This is a genomic window from Stenotrophomonas sp. YJH_SMC_43, assembly GCF_059372535.1.
In genome coordinates this window covers 480,388-494,596 of sequence record NZ_JCAFVQ010000003.1, presented here as the reverse complement: position 1 = coordinate 494,596, position 14,209 = coordinate 480,388, and the positions used below count along the sequence as shown (strand labels likewise).

Sequence of the window (14,209 nt, the reverse complement as noted above, 5' to 3'; positions counted from 1 at the left end):
TGGTAGGCTGCACGCCCCCTTCCGTCACCCAGCCGGTGAGCCACGCCCGTGATCGAGTTCCAGCGCCTGCACAAATCCTATGCCGTTGCCGGCCGCGAAGTCAGCGCGCTGCAGCCGCTGGACCTGACCATCGAGGCCGGTGAGGTCTTCGGCATCATCGGCCATTCCGGCGCCGGCAAGTCGACTCTGATCCGCATGATCAACCGCCTGGAAGAGCCCAGCGGTGGTCGCCTGCTGATCGGTGGCGAGGATGTCACCGCACTGGATGCGGACGGCCTGCGCGCACTGCGCCGGCGCATCGGCATGATCTTCCAGCACTTCAACCTGCTGTCCTCGCGCACGGTGGCCGGCAATGTCGCCTTCCCGCTGGAGCTGGCCGGCACGCCGAAGGCGGAGATCGACGCGCGCGTGGCCGAGTTGCTGCAGACCGTGGGCCTGGAGGCGCACGCGCAGAAGTACCCGGCGCAGCTGTCCGGTGGTCAGAAGCAGCGCGTCGGCATCGCCCGCGCGCTGGCGACCCGCCCGCAGATCCTGCTGTGCGATGAGGCGACCAGTGCGCTCGACCCGCAGACCACGGCCTCGGTGCTGTCGCTGCTGTCGAAGATCAATCGCGAGCTGGGCCTGACCATCGTGCTGATCACCCACGAGATGGATGTGATCCGCCGTGTGTGCGACCGCGTGGCCGTGCTCGACGCCGGCCAGATGGTCGAGACCGGGCCGGTCACCCGCGTGTTCCTGCACCCGCAGCACCCGACCACGCGCCGTTTCGTCAGTGAATCGGAGCATGTGGACGAGGGCGCGCTGCACCGCGATTTCGACGTGGTCGGCGGCCGCATCGTGCGCCTGACCTTCCTCGGCGGCGACACCTACGAACCCCTGCTTGGCAGCGTCGCGCGCCAGACCGGGGTCGACTACAACATCCTGTCCGGCCGTATCGACCGGATCAAGGACACCCCGTATGGCCAGCTGGTGGTCGCCCTGGTGGGCGGCGACCAGTCCGCCGCCCAGGCCGCGTTCGTGGCCGCCGGCGTGCATGTTGAGGAGCTGCGTCGATGATCATCGCTACTGCCGGCGGCTTCTTCCGTCACCTGGATGCGGGCAAGTGGGCCGACATCGGCCAGGCCACCATCGACACCCTGCTGATGCTGCTCGGTTCGCTGCCGCTGACCCTGGCCATCGGCCTGCCCCTGGGCGTGCTGCTGTATCTGTTCGGCGCGCCGCAGATGAAGCGCCGGCCGTTCGCCTATGGCGTGCTGGCGCTGGTGGTGAACCTGCTGCGCTCGGTGCCTTTCATCATCCTGATGATCGTGCTGATTCCGGTCACGCTGTTCCTGATGGGGACGTCGCTGGGTGTACGCGGTGCGATCGTGCCGCTGGTGATCGGTGCTGCACCGTTCTATGCGCGCCTGGTCGAGACCGCGCTGCGTGAAGTCGACCGGGGCGTGATCGAGGCGACCCAGGCGATGGGTGCCACCACCTGGCAGCTGGTCACCCGCGTGCTGCTGCCCGAAGCGCGCCCCGGCCTGATTGCCGGTGCGACGGTCACCACGGTAGCGCTGATTGGTTTCACCGCGATGGGCGGTGCGATCGGCTCCGGTGGCCTTGGCGACCTGGCCTTCCGCGACGGCTACCAGCGCTCGCACACCGATGTGGCCCTGGTCACCGTGGTCCTGCTGCTGATCCTGGTGCAGCTGCTGCAGATGCTCGGCGACCGCCTGGTCGCGCATTACAGCCGCAAGTAATCGGTGCGTCCGCCGGGCATGGCCCGGCGCTACCAGAATGGCCGCGCGGCTACGGTAGCGCCGGGCCATGCCCGGCGAGCGCTCTCTCAACGCACGTTCGGCACTTCGTAGCCCAGCTTCCCGACCTGTTCCGGGTGCTGCGGTACGCGCTTGAGCTTGTCGGTGTTCACGCCGTACTCGTCGCGCAGGCGTTCGGCCAGCTCCTTGTACAGCGCCTTGTCCATGTCCGGCGTGCGCGAGAAGATCCAGGCCATCTCACGGCCGGGGTAGCCGATCAGCGCCCACGAGTAATCCGGCGCCACTTCCAGCACCCGCGAATGGGTCGGCACGACGCGGTAGAACCAGGTGCGCCAGCCGTGGTTGCCGCTGTCCGGGTCGACGCTGGCGCGGGCACGCACTTCCTGCAGCGGTTCGCCGAAGCCATCACGGTAGCGGTAGGTGATGCCGACCTTGTGCGCGTCGCGCAGCTCGTACTCGTTGACGCTGGCGACATGGCCACGTTCGATGAAGTTCGGCACGCGGCCGATCACATACCAGGTGCCCATGAAGCGCTTCAGGTCGATCGGTGCGTCCAGGGCAGCTGCACCAGAGGCACTGGTACGGGGCGACGGCGGCTCACTGGCGGCCACGGCGGGGCCGGCCAGGGAAAGGGCCAGCAGCGCGGCGCAGAGCGGGCGGATCGAAGTCATGCGGGAGCGGGCTCCAGTGGGCTTGCACGCGCATGGTCGACTGTGTGCACGCGATCCGTCAATGGTGTCGCAACCTGTGAGAAGGGCCTTGCCCAAACTGTGTTGCATTGTCCACCGGAGAAGCCCCATGAACGCACGTTCCGTTCGCCGCCCTGCAACTGAACGCGTCATCATTGAACGCGCCGATCCACGCCTGCTGCGCAGCGTGCAGCAGGTGGCGCTGGCCGGCCTGGCACTGGTGCTGGTCTGGCCAGCCGCGCGCGGCAGCAACGCCTGGCTGGGCTGGCTGCCGATGTGGCTGGTGGGCATGCCGCTGGTGGCCTGGTGGGCGTTGCTGCGCTTCCCGCTGCCTGGACTGTCGTGGCAGCGGCTGGCCCGGCGTACCGGTGGACAGGCCCGTCGCCGGACCGGCGGCACGACCCGTGGCCGGCGCAGCCCCGCGGCCACGGCCTGACCTTCGACACGGGGGAGACCGCGACATTCCGTGCTAGCGTTCCAAGGCTTATGACTGCCTGGAGCTGCAATGTCACGACTCGCTTCCGCCTGCCTGCTGGCCGGCATGATGACCGCTGCCTCGGTGGGGACCGCCGTGGCCGCTGAAGACACCGACCGTTACGCCTGGCTCGAAGACGTCACCGGCGACAAGCCGCTGACCTGGGTCAAGGAACAGAACGCCAAGTCCGAGGCGCGCCTGGCGCAGACCCCGGCCTTCAAGCAGATGGAGACCAGCATCCGCGAGGTGCTCGACTCCGATGCCAAGATTCCCGGCGTGCAGAAGATCGGCGACTACTACTACAACTTCTGGAAGGACCAGCAGCACGAGCGTGGCCTGTGGCGCCGCACCACCCTGGCCGAGTACCGCAAGGCCTCGCCGCACTGGGAAACCGTGCTTGACCTGGATGCGTTGAACAAGGCCGAAGGCGAGAACTGGGTCTGGCACGGTGCTGACTGCCTGCGTCCGGACTACAGCCGCTGCCTGATCGCGCTGTCGCGCGGTGGCGCCGACGCCGATGTCACCCGCGAATTCGACCTGTCCAACAAGAGCTGGATCAAGGACGGCTTCTTCCGTCCGGAGTCGAAGGGCGGCCTCAGCTGGATCGATCGCGATACGGTGTTCGTCTACACCGACTTCGGTGCCGGTTCGATGACCACCTCCGGCTACCCGCGCGTGGCCAAGCTGTGGAAGCGCGGCACGCCGATGGCCTCGGCCACGGCCGTGTACGAAGGCAAGCCGGAAGACATGTACATCGCGGCGATGCACGATGACACCCCGGGCTTCGAGCGCAACCTGGTCAGCCGCACCCTGGCCTTCTACAACAACGAGATCTACCTGCGCGGCGACGACGGCACGCTGACCAAGATTGATGCGCCGAACTCGGCCGAGAAGGGCCTGCACAAGCAGTGGCTGACCCTGGAGCTGCGCGACCCGTGGACCGTGGGCGGCAAGACCTATGCCTCCGGTTCGCTGCTGGCCACCAAGCTGGATGACTTCCTGGCGGGCAAGCGCGACTTCGAGGTGCTGTTCACCCCGACCGCGACCACCTCGCTGGCCAGCGCCACCTGGACCAAGAGCCATCTGGTGCTGAACGTGCTGGATGACGTCAAGAACCGCCTGTCGGTGCTGACCCCGGGCGCCGATGGTTGGCAGACCAGCCGTTTCGTCGGCGCGCCGGCCTTCGGCACGCTGGGCGTGGCCGCGGTGGACAGCAACGACAGCGACGCGGTGTGGCTGACCGCTACCGACTACCTGACCCCGACCACGCTGGCACTGGCCGAGATCGGCCAGGCGCCGGAAACGCTGAAGACCATGCCGGCCTTCTTTGATGCCAAGGGCAAGGTGATCGAGCAGCACTTCGCCACCAGCAAGGACGGCACCCGCGTGCCGTACTTCGTGGTGCACGACAAGGCGATGAAGCTGGATGGCTCCAACCCGACCCTGCTGTACGGCTACGGTGGTTTCGAGATCTCGCTGACTCCGAACTACTCCGGTGGCATGGGCCGCGCCTGGCTGGAGAAGGGCGGTGTGTACGTGGTCGCCAACATCCGCGGTGGCGGCGAGTACGGCCCGCGCTGGCACCAGGCAGCGCTGAAGCAGAACCGTCACAAGGCCTATGAAGACATGGCCGCGGTGGCGCGCGATCTGGTCAAGCGCAAGATCACCAGTGCCAAGCACCTGGGCGTGCAGGGCGGCAGCAACGGTGGCCTGCTGACCGGCAACATGCTGACCCAGTACCCGGAACTGTTCGGTGCAGTGGTGGTGCAGGTGCCGCTGCTGGACATGAAGCGCTACAGCCATCTGCTGGCCGGTGCATCGTGGATGGCCGAGTACGGCAACCCGGATACAAGCGACTGGGAGTTCATCAAGACCTTCTCGCCGTATCACCTGTTCAACGCGAAGAAGAACTACCCGCCGGTGCTGTTCACCACCTCCACCCGCGATGATCGCGTGCATCCGGGCCACGCCCGCAAGATGGCGGCGAAGATGATCGACGCCGGCAAGGACGTGACCTACTACGAGAACATCGAAGGTGGCCACGGCGGTGCAGCCAACAACGCGCAGGCCGCACACATGTCGGCGCTGGCCTACAGCTTCCTGTGGGAACGCCTCGGCGGTAAGTGACGGAATGAAAAACGCCGCCTTCGGGCGGCGTTTTTCGTTGGGCATTCGTTGAACGGTAGCGCCGGGCCATGCCCGGCGGCTCCTTTGCCGCGCTGCGCGCTCGCCGGGCATGGCCCGGCGCTACCGGAAATGTTTCAATCCACGCGCGATACGGTCCACCGCTTCCTGCAACCGCGGCACTTCCTGGGTATAGGCCAGGCGCACATGCTGGTTGGCGCGATGGAAGCCGAAATCCAGCCCGGGGGTGAATGCCACGTGCTCGGTTTCCAGGAAGTGCGCGCAGAACGCCTGCGCGTCGTCGGTGAATGCGCTCACATCGGCGTACAGGTAGAACGCACCCTGCGGCTCGACTTCGATGCGGAAGCCCAGTTCGCGCAGTGCAGGCAGCAGGAAATCACGGCGTCGGCGGAACGCTTCACGGCGCTGTTCGAAGATCGCCATCGATTCTTCGCTGAAGCAGGCGAGTGCGGCGTGCTGGGCGATGCTCGACGCGCTGATGTACAGGTTCTGTGCCAGCTTTTCCAGATCGGGCACGGCCGCCGGCGGTGCCACCAGCCAGCCCAGCCGCCAGCCGGTCATGCCGAAGTACTTGGAAAAACTGTTCAGCACGAACGCGCTGTCATCCACCTGCAGCACGCTGGGCGCATCCAGGCCGTAGGTCAGGCCGTGATAGATCTCGTCCACCACCAGGTGGCCGCCCCGCGCGTGCAGGGTCTGCGACAGGGCTGACAGTTCGTCGGCGGAAAGCACGGTGCCGGTCGGGTTGGCCGGCGAGGCGACCAGCGCGCCGACGCTGTCGGTATTCCAGTGCTGTTCCACCAGCGACGGGGTCAGCTGGTAGGCGGTGTCCGGCCCGACCGGCACCAGCTGCGCACCGCCTTCCACCAGGCGCAGGAAGTGGCGGTTGCACGGATAACCTGGGTCGGCCAGCAGCCAGTGGCGACCAGGATCGACCAGCAGGCTGCTGGCCAGCAGCAGCGCACCGGAGCCGCCGGGGGTGACCAGGATGCGTTCGGGATCGATGTCCAGCCCGTAGTGGCTGCGATAGAAACCACTGATGGCCTGGCGCAGGGCCGGCAGGCCACGTGCGGCGGTGTAGCGGGTATGGCCGGCGGCCAATGCGGCCTGGCCGGCACGCACGACCGGTTCGGCCGTGGTGAAGTCCGGTTCGCCGATTTCCAGGTGGATCACATCGTGGCCGGCCTGTTCCAGCGCCTGTGCGCGGGCCAGCAGCGACATCACGTGGAACGGAGCGATTTCATGGCTGCGCCGGCTGTAGCCCGGCGTGTGGGGCAGGGTACTCATCTGCCCATGGTACGCCGGTCGGCATGACCCATGACGATCCGCAGGGTTGCCGCATTGCAGGGATTGGGGTCAGATCCGTTTTCGGGAAAAGGGATCTGACCCCGCCGAAGACCATTGCATTGATGCGCCTGGAGCCTTATCTCATGAAATCCACTCTCTGCCTGTTGCTTGCGAGCCTGATGACCACGACCGCTACCGCCGCCACGCCGCCCGTTCCGCCGGATGCCGCCAAGCACCCGCATGTGGTCAAGGCGCCGTTCGGCGCGACCCGCAACGATGACTATTACTGGCTGCGCGACGACAAGCGCGAGAACAAGGACATGCTGGCCTACCTGCAGGCCGAGAATGCCTACGCTGACCAGCTGCTGGCACCGCTGAAGCCGCTGGAAGACACCCTGTACAAGGAGATCGTCGGCCGCATCAAGCAGGACGATTCCAGCGTGCCGGCGCGCGAGCGCGGCTACTGGTACTACAGCCGTTTCGAGACCGGCCAGGACTACCCCATCCACGCGCGCCGCAAGGGCAGCATGGACGCGGCCGAAGAGATCCTGCTGGACGTCAACACGATGGCCGCTGGCAAGGGCTACTTCAGCGTCGGCTCGATGGAGGTCAGCCAGGACAACCAGCTGCTGGCCTGGGCCGATGATGATGTGGGCCGCCGCCAGTACACGATCCGCTTCAAGGACCTGGCCACCGGCAAGGTGTTGCCCGATGTGATCACCGGCAGCTCCGGCGACCTGGTCTGGGCCGACGACAACCGCACCGTGCTGTATGTCGAGAACGATCCGGAAACACTGCTGACCGTGCGCGTGAAGAAGCACGTGCTGGGTACCCCGGCCAGCGCCGACACCGTCGTCTACGAAGAGAAGGACGACAGCTTCTACATGGGCATCGGCCGCACCCGCGACGATCGCTTCATCACCATCGGCGTGCACAGCACCGTGTCCTCGGAAGAGCGCTATGCACCCGCCAGCGACCCGACCACCTTCACCGTACTGGCCCCGCGCCAGCGCGATGTCGAGTACGACGCCGATCACTACGACGGCCGCTGGGTGATCCGTACCAACGATGGTGCGAAGAACTTCAAGCTGGTCACCGCACCGACCGATGCGACCTCGCGCGCGCAGTGGAAGGACTGGATCACGCATGACGATGCGGTGTTCATCGAAGGCTTCGAACTGTTCGATGGCTACACCGCCATCGCCGAACGTTCGCAGGGCCTGGAACGCATCCGCCTGCTGTTCGAGGACGGTCGCAGCGACTACGTGAAGGCCGACGAGCCGGCGTACTCGATGGGCCTGGGCGACAACACCGAGGCCGATACGCCGTGGCTGCGTTACATCTACACCTCGATGACCACCCCGACCACGGTGTTCGAACTGAACACCGCCACCGGCGAGCGCCGCCAGCTGAAGGTGCAGCCGGTGATCGGCTATGACGCCTCGAAGTACGAAACCGATCGCGTCTGGATCACCGCGCGCGATGGCGTGAAGGTGCCGGTGTCGCTGGTCTACCGCAAGGGCTACCAGAAGGATGGCAAGGGCGCGCTGTTCCAGTACGCCTATGGCAGCTACGGCATGTCGATGGACCCGTACTTCAACCAGACCGCGGTGAGCCTGCTCGACCGCGGCGTGGTGTATGCCATCGCCCACATCCGCGGTGGCCAGGAAATGGGCCGCGACTGGTACGAGAACGGCAAGCTGCTGCACAAGCAGAACACCTTCAACGACTTCATCGACGTCACCCGAGGGCTGGTGGCACAGGGCTGGGCGGCGAAGGATCGCGTCGCCGCATCCGGCGGCAGTGCCGGTGGCCTGCTGATGGGCGCGGTGGCCAACCAGGCCCCGCAGGATTACCGGGTGATGGTGGCGCAGGTGCCGTTCGTCGATGTGGTCACCACCATGCTCGACCCGACCATTCCGCTGACCACCAACGAGTACGACGAGTGGGGCAACCCGGAACAGAAGCCGTACTACGACTACATGCTGTCCTACTCGCCCTATGACAACGTGAAGCAGCAGGCCTATCCGGCGCTGTTCGTGGGCACCGGCCTGTGGGATTCGCAGGTGCAGTACTGGGAACCGGCCAAGTGGGTAGCCAAGCTGCGTGACGACAACACTGGCCCCTACCCGATCCTGTTCCGCACCAACATGGAAGCCGGCCACGGCGGCAAGTCGGGGCGCTTCCAGCGTTACCGCGAGCTGTCCGAGTCGTATGCGTTCGTGCTGCAGCAGCTGGGCATCGCCCAGCCGTGATGGCGACAGGGTGCCGGGCACTGCCTGGCACCCTGAACCGGTATCCTTGCGGCCATGAGCGCGCCAGATCCTTCCGCCCCTCGCGACGCCACCGCGCCACCGCGCGTGGTGCGTTTCCGCTGGGCGTGGTGGCTGCTGGCGTACGTCAGCCTCGGTACTGGCATCGTCGGGATCTTCGTGCCGGGCCTGCCGACCACCGTATTCATCCTGATCTCGGCGTGGGCCGCCTCGCGCGGCTCCGAGCGCCTGCACAGCTGGCTGCTGCAGCATCCACGCTTTGGCCCGGCCATCGCCAACTGGCAGGCGCATGGTGCAGTCAGCCGCTACGGCAAGTGGATGGCCACGATCACCATGGCGGTATGCGCCGGCATCATGTTGTGGTGCGTGCCGATCGCCTGGGTGAAGTGGTTCTCGATCGGCAGCATGACCGTGGTGGCGATCTGGCTGTGGACCCGGCCGCTGCCGCCGCCCGCGGATTGAACCCCTGCGGTGGTGCCGGCCGCTGGCCGGCAACCCGATCCCCTGCACCAACCGCTCAGCCGCCAGTGGCTATACTCGGGGCATGAAGACCCCCCATCGAAACGCCATCCTGATTCCGCTGGCAGCGGCTTCGCTGCTGTTCCTCGCCGCCTGCGGCAACAAGGGCCCGCTGGTACTGCCGCAGAAGCCGGTGCCGGTGGAAGAAACCGTCGAACCGGTTGCCGAGCCCGCGACCGAAGCGACCCCGACCGAGACCCAGGGCAGCGGCACGCCGGCCACGACCGTGGACCCGGCTGCACCGACCACCCAACCGGCGCCTGCGCCTGCGAAGAAGGTGGGCGGCGGGAATGAGTAAGGCCGGTTCCAAGGCGCTGCGCTTCAGCAAGATGCATGGCGCGGGCAATGATTTCGTAGTGATCGACCTGCGTGACGGCACTGCGCCGCCCACGCCTGAACTGGCCGCGCGCCTGGCCGACCGCCACACCGGCGTCGGCTGCGATCAGATCCTGACCATCGAAGCACCGCGCGCGGAAGGCTCGGTGGCGTCCTACCGCATCTGGAATGCCGACGGTTCCAACTCCGAGCAGTGCGGCAACGGCGCTCGCTGCATCGCGGCCTGGCTGGTGCGCGAGGGCAGTGCGCAGGGCGGTGCATTCGTCATCGACAGCCCGTTGGCCAGCCACGAAGTGAAGATGCTGGGCGAGGGCCAGTTCGCGGTGACCATGGGGGTGCCTGCGTTCGAGCCGGCCAACGTGCCGCTGATGGGCTTCGCCCACGCGCGCGAGGAATACCTGCTGCCGCTGCAGGGCGAGAGCGTCCGCTTTGCTGCGGTATCGATGGGCAATCCGCATGCGGTGATTGAAGTGGGCCTGATCGATGCCGCACCGGTCGAGCGCGTCGGTTCGCTGCTGCAGCAGCATGCGTCTTTCCCGCGCTCGGTGAACGTGGGCTTCGTACAGGTGATGGGCCCGGCGCATGCGCGTCTGCGTGTGAATGAGCGCGGCGTCGGTGAAACCCTGGCCTGTGGCAGCGGTGCCTGTGCCGCTGCGGTGACCCTGATGCAGCGTGGCCGCCTGCAGCGTGACGCGCGCATCAGCCTGCCCGGTGGTGACCTTCGCATCCAGTGGCCAGGCGATGGCCAGCCGGTGGTGATGGCCGGCCCGACCGCATTCGTCTTCGAAGGGGAGTGGATCGCATGACCGAAACCGTCGACAAGCTCGGGGCCCATGAAGTCGCTGCCTGGTTGCGGCGTCATCCGGGCTTCCTCAAGCAGTTCCCGGACCTGGCCCTGACCCTGGTGGTGCCGCGTGATGACGGTCCGACCGCGTCGCTGGCCAGCTACCAGCTGGAAGTGCTGCGCGAGAAGAACCGCGAGCTGGCACGACGGTTGGCCGATCTGGGCGCAACCGCCCAGATCAATGAACGCCTGGCAGTGCGCACGCATCAGCTGACCCTGGCGCTGATGAAGCAGGACAACGCCGCCGATACCCTGCGTGCTATGGCTGCCTCGCTGCAGGAAGATTTCGCCGGCGACCTGGTACGGCTGGTGGTGCACAGGCCGGTGGCCGGGCTGGAGCAGGCCGACTGGCTGCAGGTGATCGCCGCCGATGATCCGCAGCTGGGCCCGTTCCGCGACTGCCTGAAGGATGGCGAGCCGATCTGCGGCCGCCTGCAGCCGGAAAAGAATGCCGTGCTTTATGGCGTGCGCAGCGAGGAAGTGCAGACCACCGCACTGCTGCCGCTACCGGGCGTGGGCCTGATTGCGGTCGGAAGCCACGACCCGAACCGCTTCTATCCGGGCATGGGCACGCTGTTCCTGCGCATGATGGGCGATGCGCTGGTCACCGGCCTGAAGCGCTTCCCGGGCTGAGCAGGACACGACGATGAGCGCGGTACAGGCCTTCCTGCAGCACCTGCAGGTGGAACGGCGGATGTCGGCGCATACGCTTGATGCCTACCGCCGCGACCTGGATGCGCTGTCGGTCTGGGCCGAGCCACGTGGTGTAGCGGTGGAGGCGCTTGATGCTGACGCGGTGCGCCAGTTCGTCGCCGACGAGCATCGCCGCGGCCTGTCGGCCAAGAGCCTGCAGCGCCGCTTGTCGGCCTGCCGCAGCTTCTATGCCTGGCTGCTCAAGCACGGGCGCATCGAGGTCAGTCCGGCGGCGACGCTGAAGGCGCCGCGTGCGCCGCGCCGGTTGCCGCAGGTGCTTGACGCCGACGAAGCCGTGCAGCTGGTCGAGCTGGAACCGGAAGGCGAGCTCGGCCGCCGTGATCGCGCGCTGCTGGAACTGTTCTATTCCTCCGGCCTGCGCCTGAGCGAAGTCTGCGCGCTGACCTGGCGCGATCTGGATTTCGACAGTGGTCTGGTCAACGTACTGGGCAAGGGCAATCGCCAGCGGCGGGTGCCGTTCGGCCGGCCGGCGCGCGAAGCGCTGCAGGCGTGGCGCGCGGAAAGTGGCGGTGGCCCGGCCTCGCCAGTGTTCCCCGGCCGCAACGGGCCGATCAGCCAACGCGCGGTGCAGATCCGCATCCGCCAGCTGGCGCAGCGCCAGGGCCTGTTCAAGCACGTGCACCCGCACATGCTGCGGCACAGCTTCGCCAGCCATATCCTGGAATCATCCGGTGACCTGCGTGGCGTGCAGGAACTGCTCGGCCATGCCGACATCGCCACCACCCAGATCTACACCCACCTCGATTTCCAGCACCTGGCCAAGGTCTACGACGCCGCGCATCCGCGCGCCAAGCGCCGCAACAAGGGTGACACGGCTGAATAGCCCGCCCTTGATCTGGATCAGGGCAGGGCGGGCGCTACCGGCGCATCGTGGCCGCAGGCCACGAAGAACCCGCCACCATGGCGAAGCCCATTCCGCTGCATCCCAGGCATCCCGAGCGCATCTGCTGGGGCTGCGACCGCTACTGCGCAGCTGACGCACTGGCCTGCGGCAATGGTTCCGGCCGCACCCAGCATCCCATCGAGACGCAGGGCGAAGACTGGTATATCGCCTGGGGCATCGAGCCCAATCCGGATCGGCCTTCGCAAGCCAAGCGCTGAACGGCAGCCATCCGCACAGGCTTGATCGCACCCGGCGCTGTCCCCATGTCCCGGGAACAGCTATCGGAGGCCGCATGGACCCCAGTCAGAATCCCAACGTTTTCCACGCCACCACCATCGTCTGCGTCCGTCGCGGCGAGCACGTGGCCATTGCCGGCGACGGCCAGGTCACGCTGGGCCACACCGTGATGAAGGGCAATGCGCGCAAGGTGCGCCGCCTCGGTCGTGACGGCCAGGTGCTGGCCGGCTTCGCCGGTGCCGCCGCCGATGCCTTCACCCTGTTCGAGCTGTTCGAGGCCAAGCTGGAAAAGCACGGCCAGCTGCAGCGCGCTGCGGTCGAACTGGCCAAGGATTGGCGCACCGAGCGCCGCCTGGGCAAGCTCGAGGCCCTGCTGGCAGTGGCCGACAAGGAAACCTCGCTGATCATCAGCGGCACCGGCGATGTGATCGAACCGGAGGACGGCATCATCGCCATCGGTTCCGGCGGTTCCTATGCGCTGTCGGCCGCGCGCGCGCTGATGGCGCACACCGAACTGGATGCGCGCACCATCGCCAGCGAAGCCATTGGCATTGCCGGCGACATCTGCATCTACACCAACCGCAACGTGGTGGTCGAGGAGCTGTAACGCCTCCCGATCCGCCGGGCATGGCCCGGCGCTACCGACAACGAATCCGTGAGCACATCCATGTCGAAGATCGAAGTTTCCTCCGCCACCATGACCCCGCGCGAGATCGTGCAGGAACTGGACCGGCATATCGTGGGCCAGCACGACGCCAAGCGCGCCGTGGCCATCGCCCTGCGCAACCGCTGGCGCCGCATGCAGCTGGTGCCGGAGCTGCGCAATGAAGTGATGCCGAAGAACATCCTGATGATCGGCCCGACCGGCGTCGGCAAGACCGAAATCGCGCGCCGCCTGGCCACGCTGGCCAACGCGCCGTTCGTGAAGGTCGAAGCGACCCGCTTCACCGAAGTCGGCTACGTCGGCAAGGATGTCGAGCAGATCATCCGTGACCTGGCCGATACCGCAGTGAAGCTGTACCGCGAACAGGCCAAGGTGCGCGTGCGTACCCAGGCCGAAGAACGCGCAGAGGACCGCATCCTCGATGCGCTGCTGCCGCGCCGCAGCGGTGGCATCGGCTTCGATCCGGAAGTCGCCCGCAACGAACCGTCGGCGCAGGACAACGAGACCCGCATCAAGTTCCGCAAGATGCTTCGCAACGGTGAGCTGGACGAGCGCGAGATCGAGCTCGACCTGGCCGCCAATGTCAGCATGGACATCATGACCCCACCGGGCATGGAGGAAATGGGCCAGCAGCTGAAGTCGATGTTCGCCAACCTCGGCGGCGGCGCCAAGGCGCATAAGCGCACGCTGACCATCAAGGCCGCGCGTCCGCTGCTGGTGGAAGAAGAGGCCGGCAAGCTGGTCAACGAAGACGATATCCGCACCGCGGCGATCGAGGCCTGTGAGCAGCACGGCATCGTCTTCATCGACGAGATCGACAAGGTCGCCAAGCGTGGTGACAACGTGGGCGGTGGCGACGTGTCCCGCGAAGGCGTGCAGCGCGACCTGCTGCCGCTGGTGGAAGGCTCCAACGTGTCCACCAAGTACGGCACCATCAAAACCGACCACATCCTGTTCATCGCCTCCGGTGCGTTCCACCTGGCCAAGCCCAGCGATCTGATTCCGGAGCTGCAGGGTCGCTTCCCGATCCGCGTTGAACTGGGGGCGCTGAGCAAGAACGATTTCGTGCGCATCCTGACCGAGCCGAAGGCCGCGCTGACCAAGCAGTACGAAGCGCTGCTGGCCACCGAGGGCGTCAAGGTCAGCTTCACTGCCGACGCCATTGATCGTCTGGCCGAGATCGCCTTCCAGGTGAACGAGCGCCAGGAGAACATCGGTGCCCGCCGCCTGCATACCGTGCTGGAGCGCCTGTTGGATTCGCTCAGCTACGAGGCACCGGACCGCGACGGCGAGACCCTGGCCATCGACAGCGCCTACGTCGATGCGCACCTGGGTGAGCTGGTGCAGGATCCGGACCTGAGCCGCTACATCCTGTAATGCCCG

The 14,209-nt window shown here is 66.7% G+C and carries 15 protein-coding genes; 13 read left to right on the top strand and 2 right to left on the bottom strand.

The genetic code is table 11. The features are described 5' to 3' along the window. Positions 1–48: 48 nt before the first annotated feature. Both AC5QAH_RS14405 and AC5QAH_RS14400 read left to right on the top strand, forming a co-directional pair. Complete coding sequence (locus tag AC5QAH_RS14405) at positions 49–1,056, top strand: methionine ABC transporter ATP-binding protein (RefSeq protein WP_010481369.1); 1,008 nt, start codon at positions 49–51, stop codon at positions 1,054–1,056. Continuing rightward, the gene (locus AC5QAH_RS14400) at positions 1,053–1,742 is read left to right on the top strand and encodes a methionine ABC transporter permease (protein ID WP_010481370.1); all 690 of its coding nucleotides are present in this window, start codon (positions 1,053–1,055) and stop codon (positions 1,740–1,742) included. Before AC5QAH_RS14405 ends, AC5QAH_RS14400 begins: the two co-directional genes overlap by 4 nt. Before the next feature lie 86 nt (positions 1,743–1,828). Here the strand turns inward: AC5QAH_RS14400 and AC5QAH_RS14395 are convergent, their stop codons facing one another. Beyond that, positions 1,829–2,431 carry a lipocalin family protein gene (locus tag AC5QAH_RS14395; RefSeq protein WP_010481371.1) on the bottom strand — a complete coding sequence of 201 codons (603 nt, stop codon included), beginning with the start codon at positions 2,429–2,431 and terminating at the stop codon, positions 1,829–1,831. A 127-nt stretch (positions 2,432–2,558) separates the two neighbouring features. Between AC5QAH_RS14395 and AC5QAH_RS14390 the strand changes: the two genes are divergently transcribed. Further along, positions 2,559–2,885 carry a hypothetical protein gene (locus AC5QAH_RS14390; RefSeq protein ID WP_495232418.1) on the top strand — a complete coding sequence of 109 codons (327 nt, stop codon included), beginning with the start codon at positions 2,559–2,561 and terminating at the stop codon, positions 2,883–2,885. Positions 2,886–2,954: 69 nt separating this feature from the next. Next, a complete protein-coding gene (locus AC5QAH_RS14385) occupies positions 2,955–5,051 on the top strand; it encodes a prolyl oligopeptidase family serine peptidase (RefSeq protein WP_099560207.1) in 2,097 nt (698 codons plus the stop codon). A gap of 120 nt (positions 5,052–5,171) precedes the next feature. On the opposite strand, the gene AC5QAH_RS14380 is transcribed toward AC5QAH_RS14385, so the two are convergent. Then, complete coding sequence (locus AC5QAH_RS14380) at positions 5,172–6,356, bottom strand: pyridoxal phosphate-dependent aminotransferase (RefSeq protein WP_071305876.1); 1,185 nt, start codon at positions 6,354–6,356, stop codon at positions 5,172–5,174. A 143-nt stretch (positions 6,357–6,499) separates the two neighbouring features. On the opposite strand from AC5QAH_RS14380, the gene AC5QAH_RS14375 reads away from it, so the two are divergent. The 9 genes from AC5QAH_RS14375 (at position 6,500) to hslU (ending at position 14,203) form a co-directional block, all read left to right on the top strand. Beyond that, entirely contained in the window at positions 6,500–8,611 is a 2,112-nt protein-coding gene (locus AC5QAH_RS14375) for a S9 family peptidase (RefSeq protein WP_241874490.1), read from the top strand. A gap of 54 nt (positions 8,612–8,665) precedes the next feature. Further along, positions 8,666–9,091, top strand: coding sequence for a YbaN family protein (locus AC5QAH_RS14370; protein ID WP_125437725.1), 426 nt, complete (start codon positions 8,666–8,668; stop codon positions 9,089–9,091). Positions 9,092–9,173: 82 nt separating this feature from the next. Further along, positions 9,174–9,446 (top strand): LPS translocon maturation chaperone LptM, encoded by a 273-nt coding sequence (gene lptM, locus AC5QAH_RS14365; protein ID WP_019337667.1) that lies wholly within the window; start codon positions 9,174–9,176, stop codon positions 9,444–9,446. After that, complete coding sequence (gene dapF / locus AC5QAH_RS14360) at positions 9,439–10,290, top strand: diaminopimelate epimerase (RefSeq protein ID WP_043401027.1); 852 nt, start codon at positions 9,439–9,441, stop codon at positions 10,288–10,290. Before lptM ends, dapF begins: the two co-directional genes overlap by 8 nt. Beyond that, entirely contained in the window at positions 10,287–10,961 is a 675-nt protein-coding gene (locus AC5QAH_RS14355) for a DUF484 family protein (protein ID WP_010481384.1), read from the top strand. Before dapF ends, AC5QAH_RS14355 begins: the two co-directional genes overlap by 4 nt. Positions 10,962–10,974: 13 nt before the next feature. Beyond that, the gene (xerC, locus tag AC5QAH_RS14350; protein ID WP_126560762.1) at positions 10,975–11,865 is read left to right on the top strand and encodes a tyrosine recombinase XerC; all 891 of its coding nucleotides are present in this window, start codon (positions 10,975–10,977) and stop codon (positions 11,863–11,865) included. Positions 11,866–11,942: 77 nt separating this feature from the next. Further along, positions 11,943–12,143 (top strand): DUF3079 domain-containing protein, encoded by a 201-nt coding sequence (locus tag AC5QAH_RS14345; protein WP_010481389.1) that lies wholly within the window; start codon positions 11,943–11,945, stop codon positions 12,141–12,143. 74 nt (positions 12,144–12,217) lie between these two features. Next, positions 12,218–12,769, top strand: coding sequence for an ATP-dependent protease subunit HslV (hslV, locus tag AC5QAH_RS14340; RefSeq protein WP_005411093.1), 552 nt, complete (start codon positions 12,218–12,220; stop codon positions 12,767–12,769). Between the two features lie 60 nt (positions 12,770–12,829). Next, positions 12,830–14,203 carry an ATP-dependent protease ATPase subunit HslU gene (gene hslU, locus AC5QAH_RS14335; RefSeq protein WP_019337671.1) on the top strand — a complete coding sequence of 458 codons (1,374 nt, stop codon included), beginning with the start codon at positions 12,830–12,832 and terminating at the stop codon, positions 14,201–14,203. Positions 14,204–14,209: the final 6 nt, after the last annotated feature.

Excerpts from the sequence above, each read along its gene's own strand:
- AC5QAH_RS14385 (WP_099560207.1), top strand. The coding sequence starts at position 2,955 with ATGTCACGACTCGCTTCCGCCTGCCTGCTGGCCGGCATGATGACCGCT.
- hslU (WP_019337671.1), top strand. The coding sequence starts at position 12,830 with ATGTCGAAGATCGAAGTTTCCTCCGCCACCATGACCCCGCGCGAGATC.
- AC5QAH_RS14375 (WP_241874490.1), top strand. The coding sequence starts at position 6,500 with ATGAAATCCACTCTCTGCCTGTTGCTTGCGAGCCTGATGACCACGACC.
- AC5QAH_RS14395 (WP_010481371.1), bottom strand. The coding sequence starts at position 2,431 with ATGACTTCGATCCGCCCGCTCTGCGCCGCGCTGCTGGCCCTTTCCCTG.
- AC5QAH_RS14400 (WP_010481370.1), top strand. The coding sequence starts at position 1,053 with ATGATCATCGCTACTGCCGGCGGCTTCTTCCGTCACCTGGATGCGGGC.
- hslV (WP_005411093.1), top strand. The coding sequence starts at position 12,218 with ATGGACCCCAGTCAGAATCCCAACGTTTTCCACGCCACCACCATCGTC.
- lptM (WP_019337667.1), top strand. The coding sequence starts at position 9,174 with ATGAAGACCCCCCATCGAAACGCCATCCTGATTCCGCTGGCAGCGGCT.
- xerC (WP_126560762.1), top strand. The coding sequence starts at position 10,975 with ATGAGCGCGGTACAGGCCTTCCTGCAGCACCTGCAGGTGGAACGGCGG.
- AC5QAH_RS14370 (WP_125437725.1), top strand. The coding sequence starts at position 8,666 with ATGAGCGCGCCAGATCCTTCCGCCCCTCGCGACGCCACCGCGCCACCG.
- AC5QAH_RS14345 (WP_010481389.1), top strand. The coding sequence starts at position 11,943 with ATGGCGAAGCCCATTCCGCTGCATCCCAGGCATCCCGAGCGCATCTGC.
- AC5QAH_RS14390 (WP_495232418.1), top strand. The coding sequence starts at position 2,559 with ATGAACGCACGTTCCGTTCGCCGCCCTGCAACTGAACGCGTCATCATT.
- AC5QAH_RS14355 (WP_010481384.1), top strand. The coding sequence starts at position 10,287 with ATGACCGAAACCGTCGACAAGCTCGGGGCCCATGAAGTCGCTGCCTGG.
- dapF (WP_043401027.1), top strand. The coding sequence starts at position 9,439 with ATGAGTAAGGCCGGTTCCAAGGCGCTGCGCTTCAGCAAGATGCATGGC.
- AC5QAH_RS14380 (WP_071305876.1), bottom strand. The coding sequence starts at position 6,356 with ATGAGTACCCTGCCCCACACGCCGGGCTACAGCCGGCGCAGCCATGAA.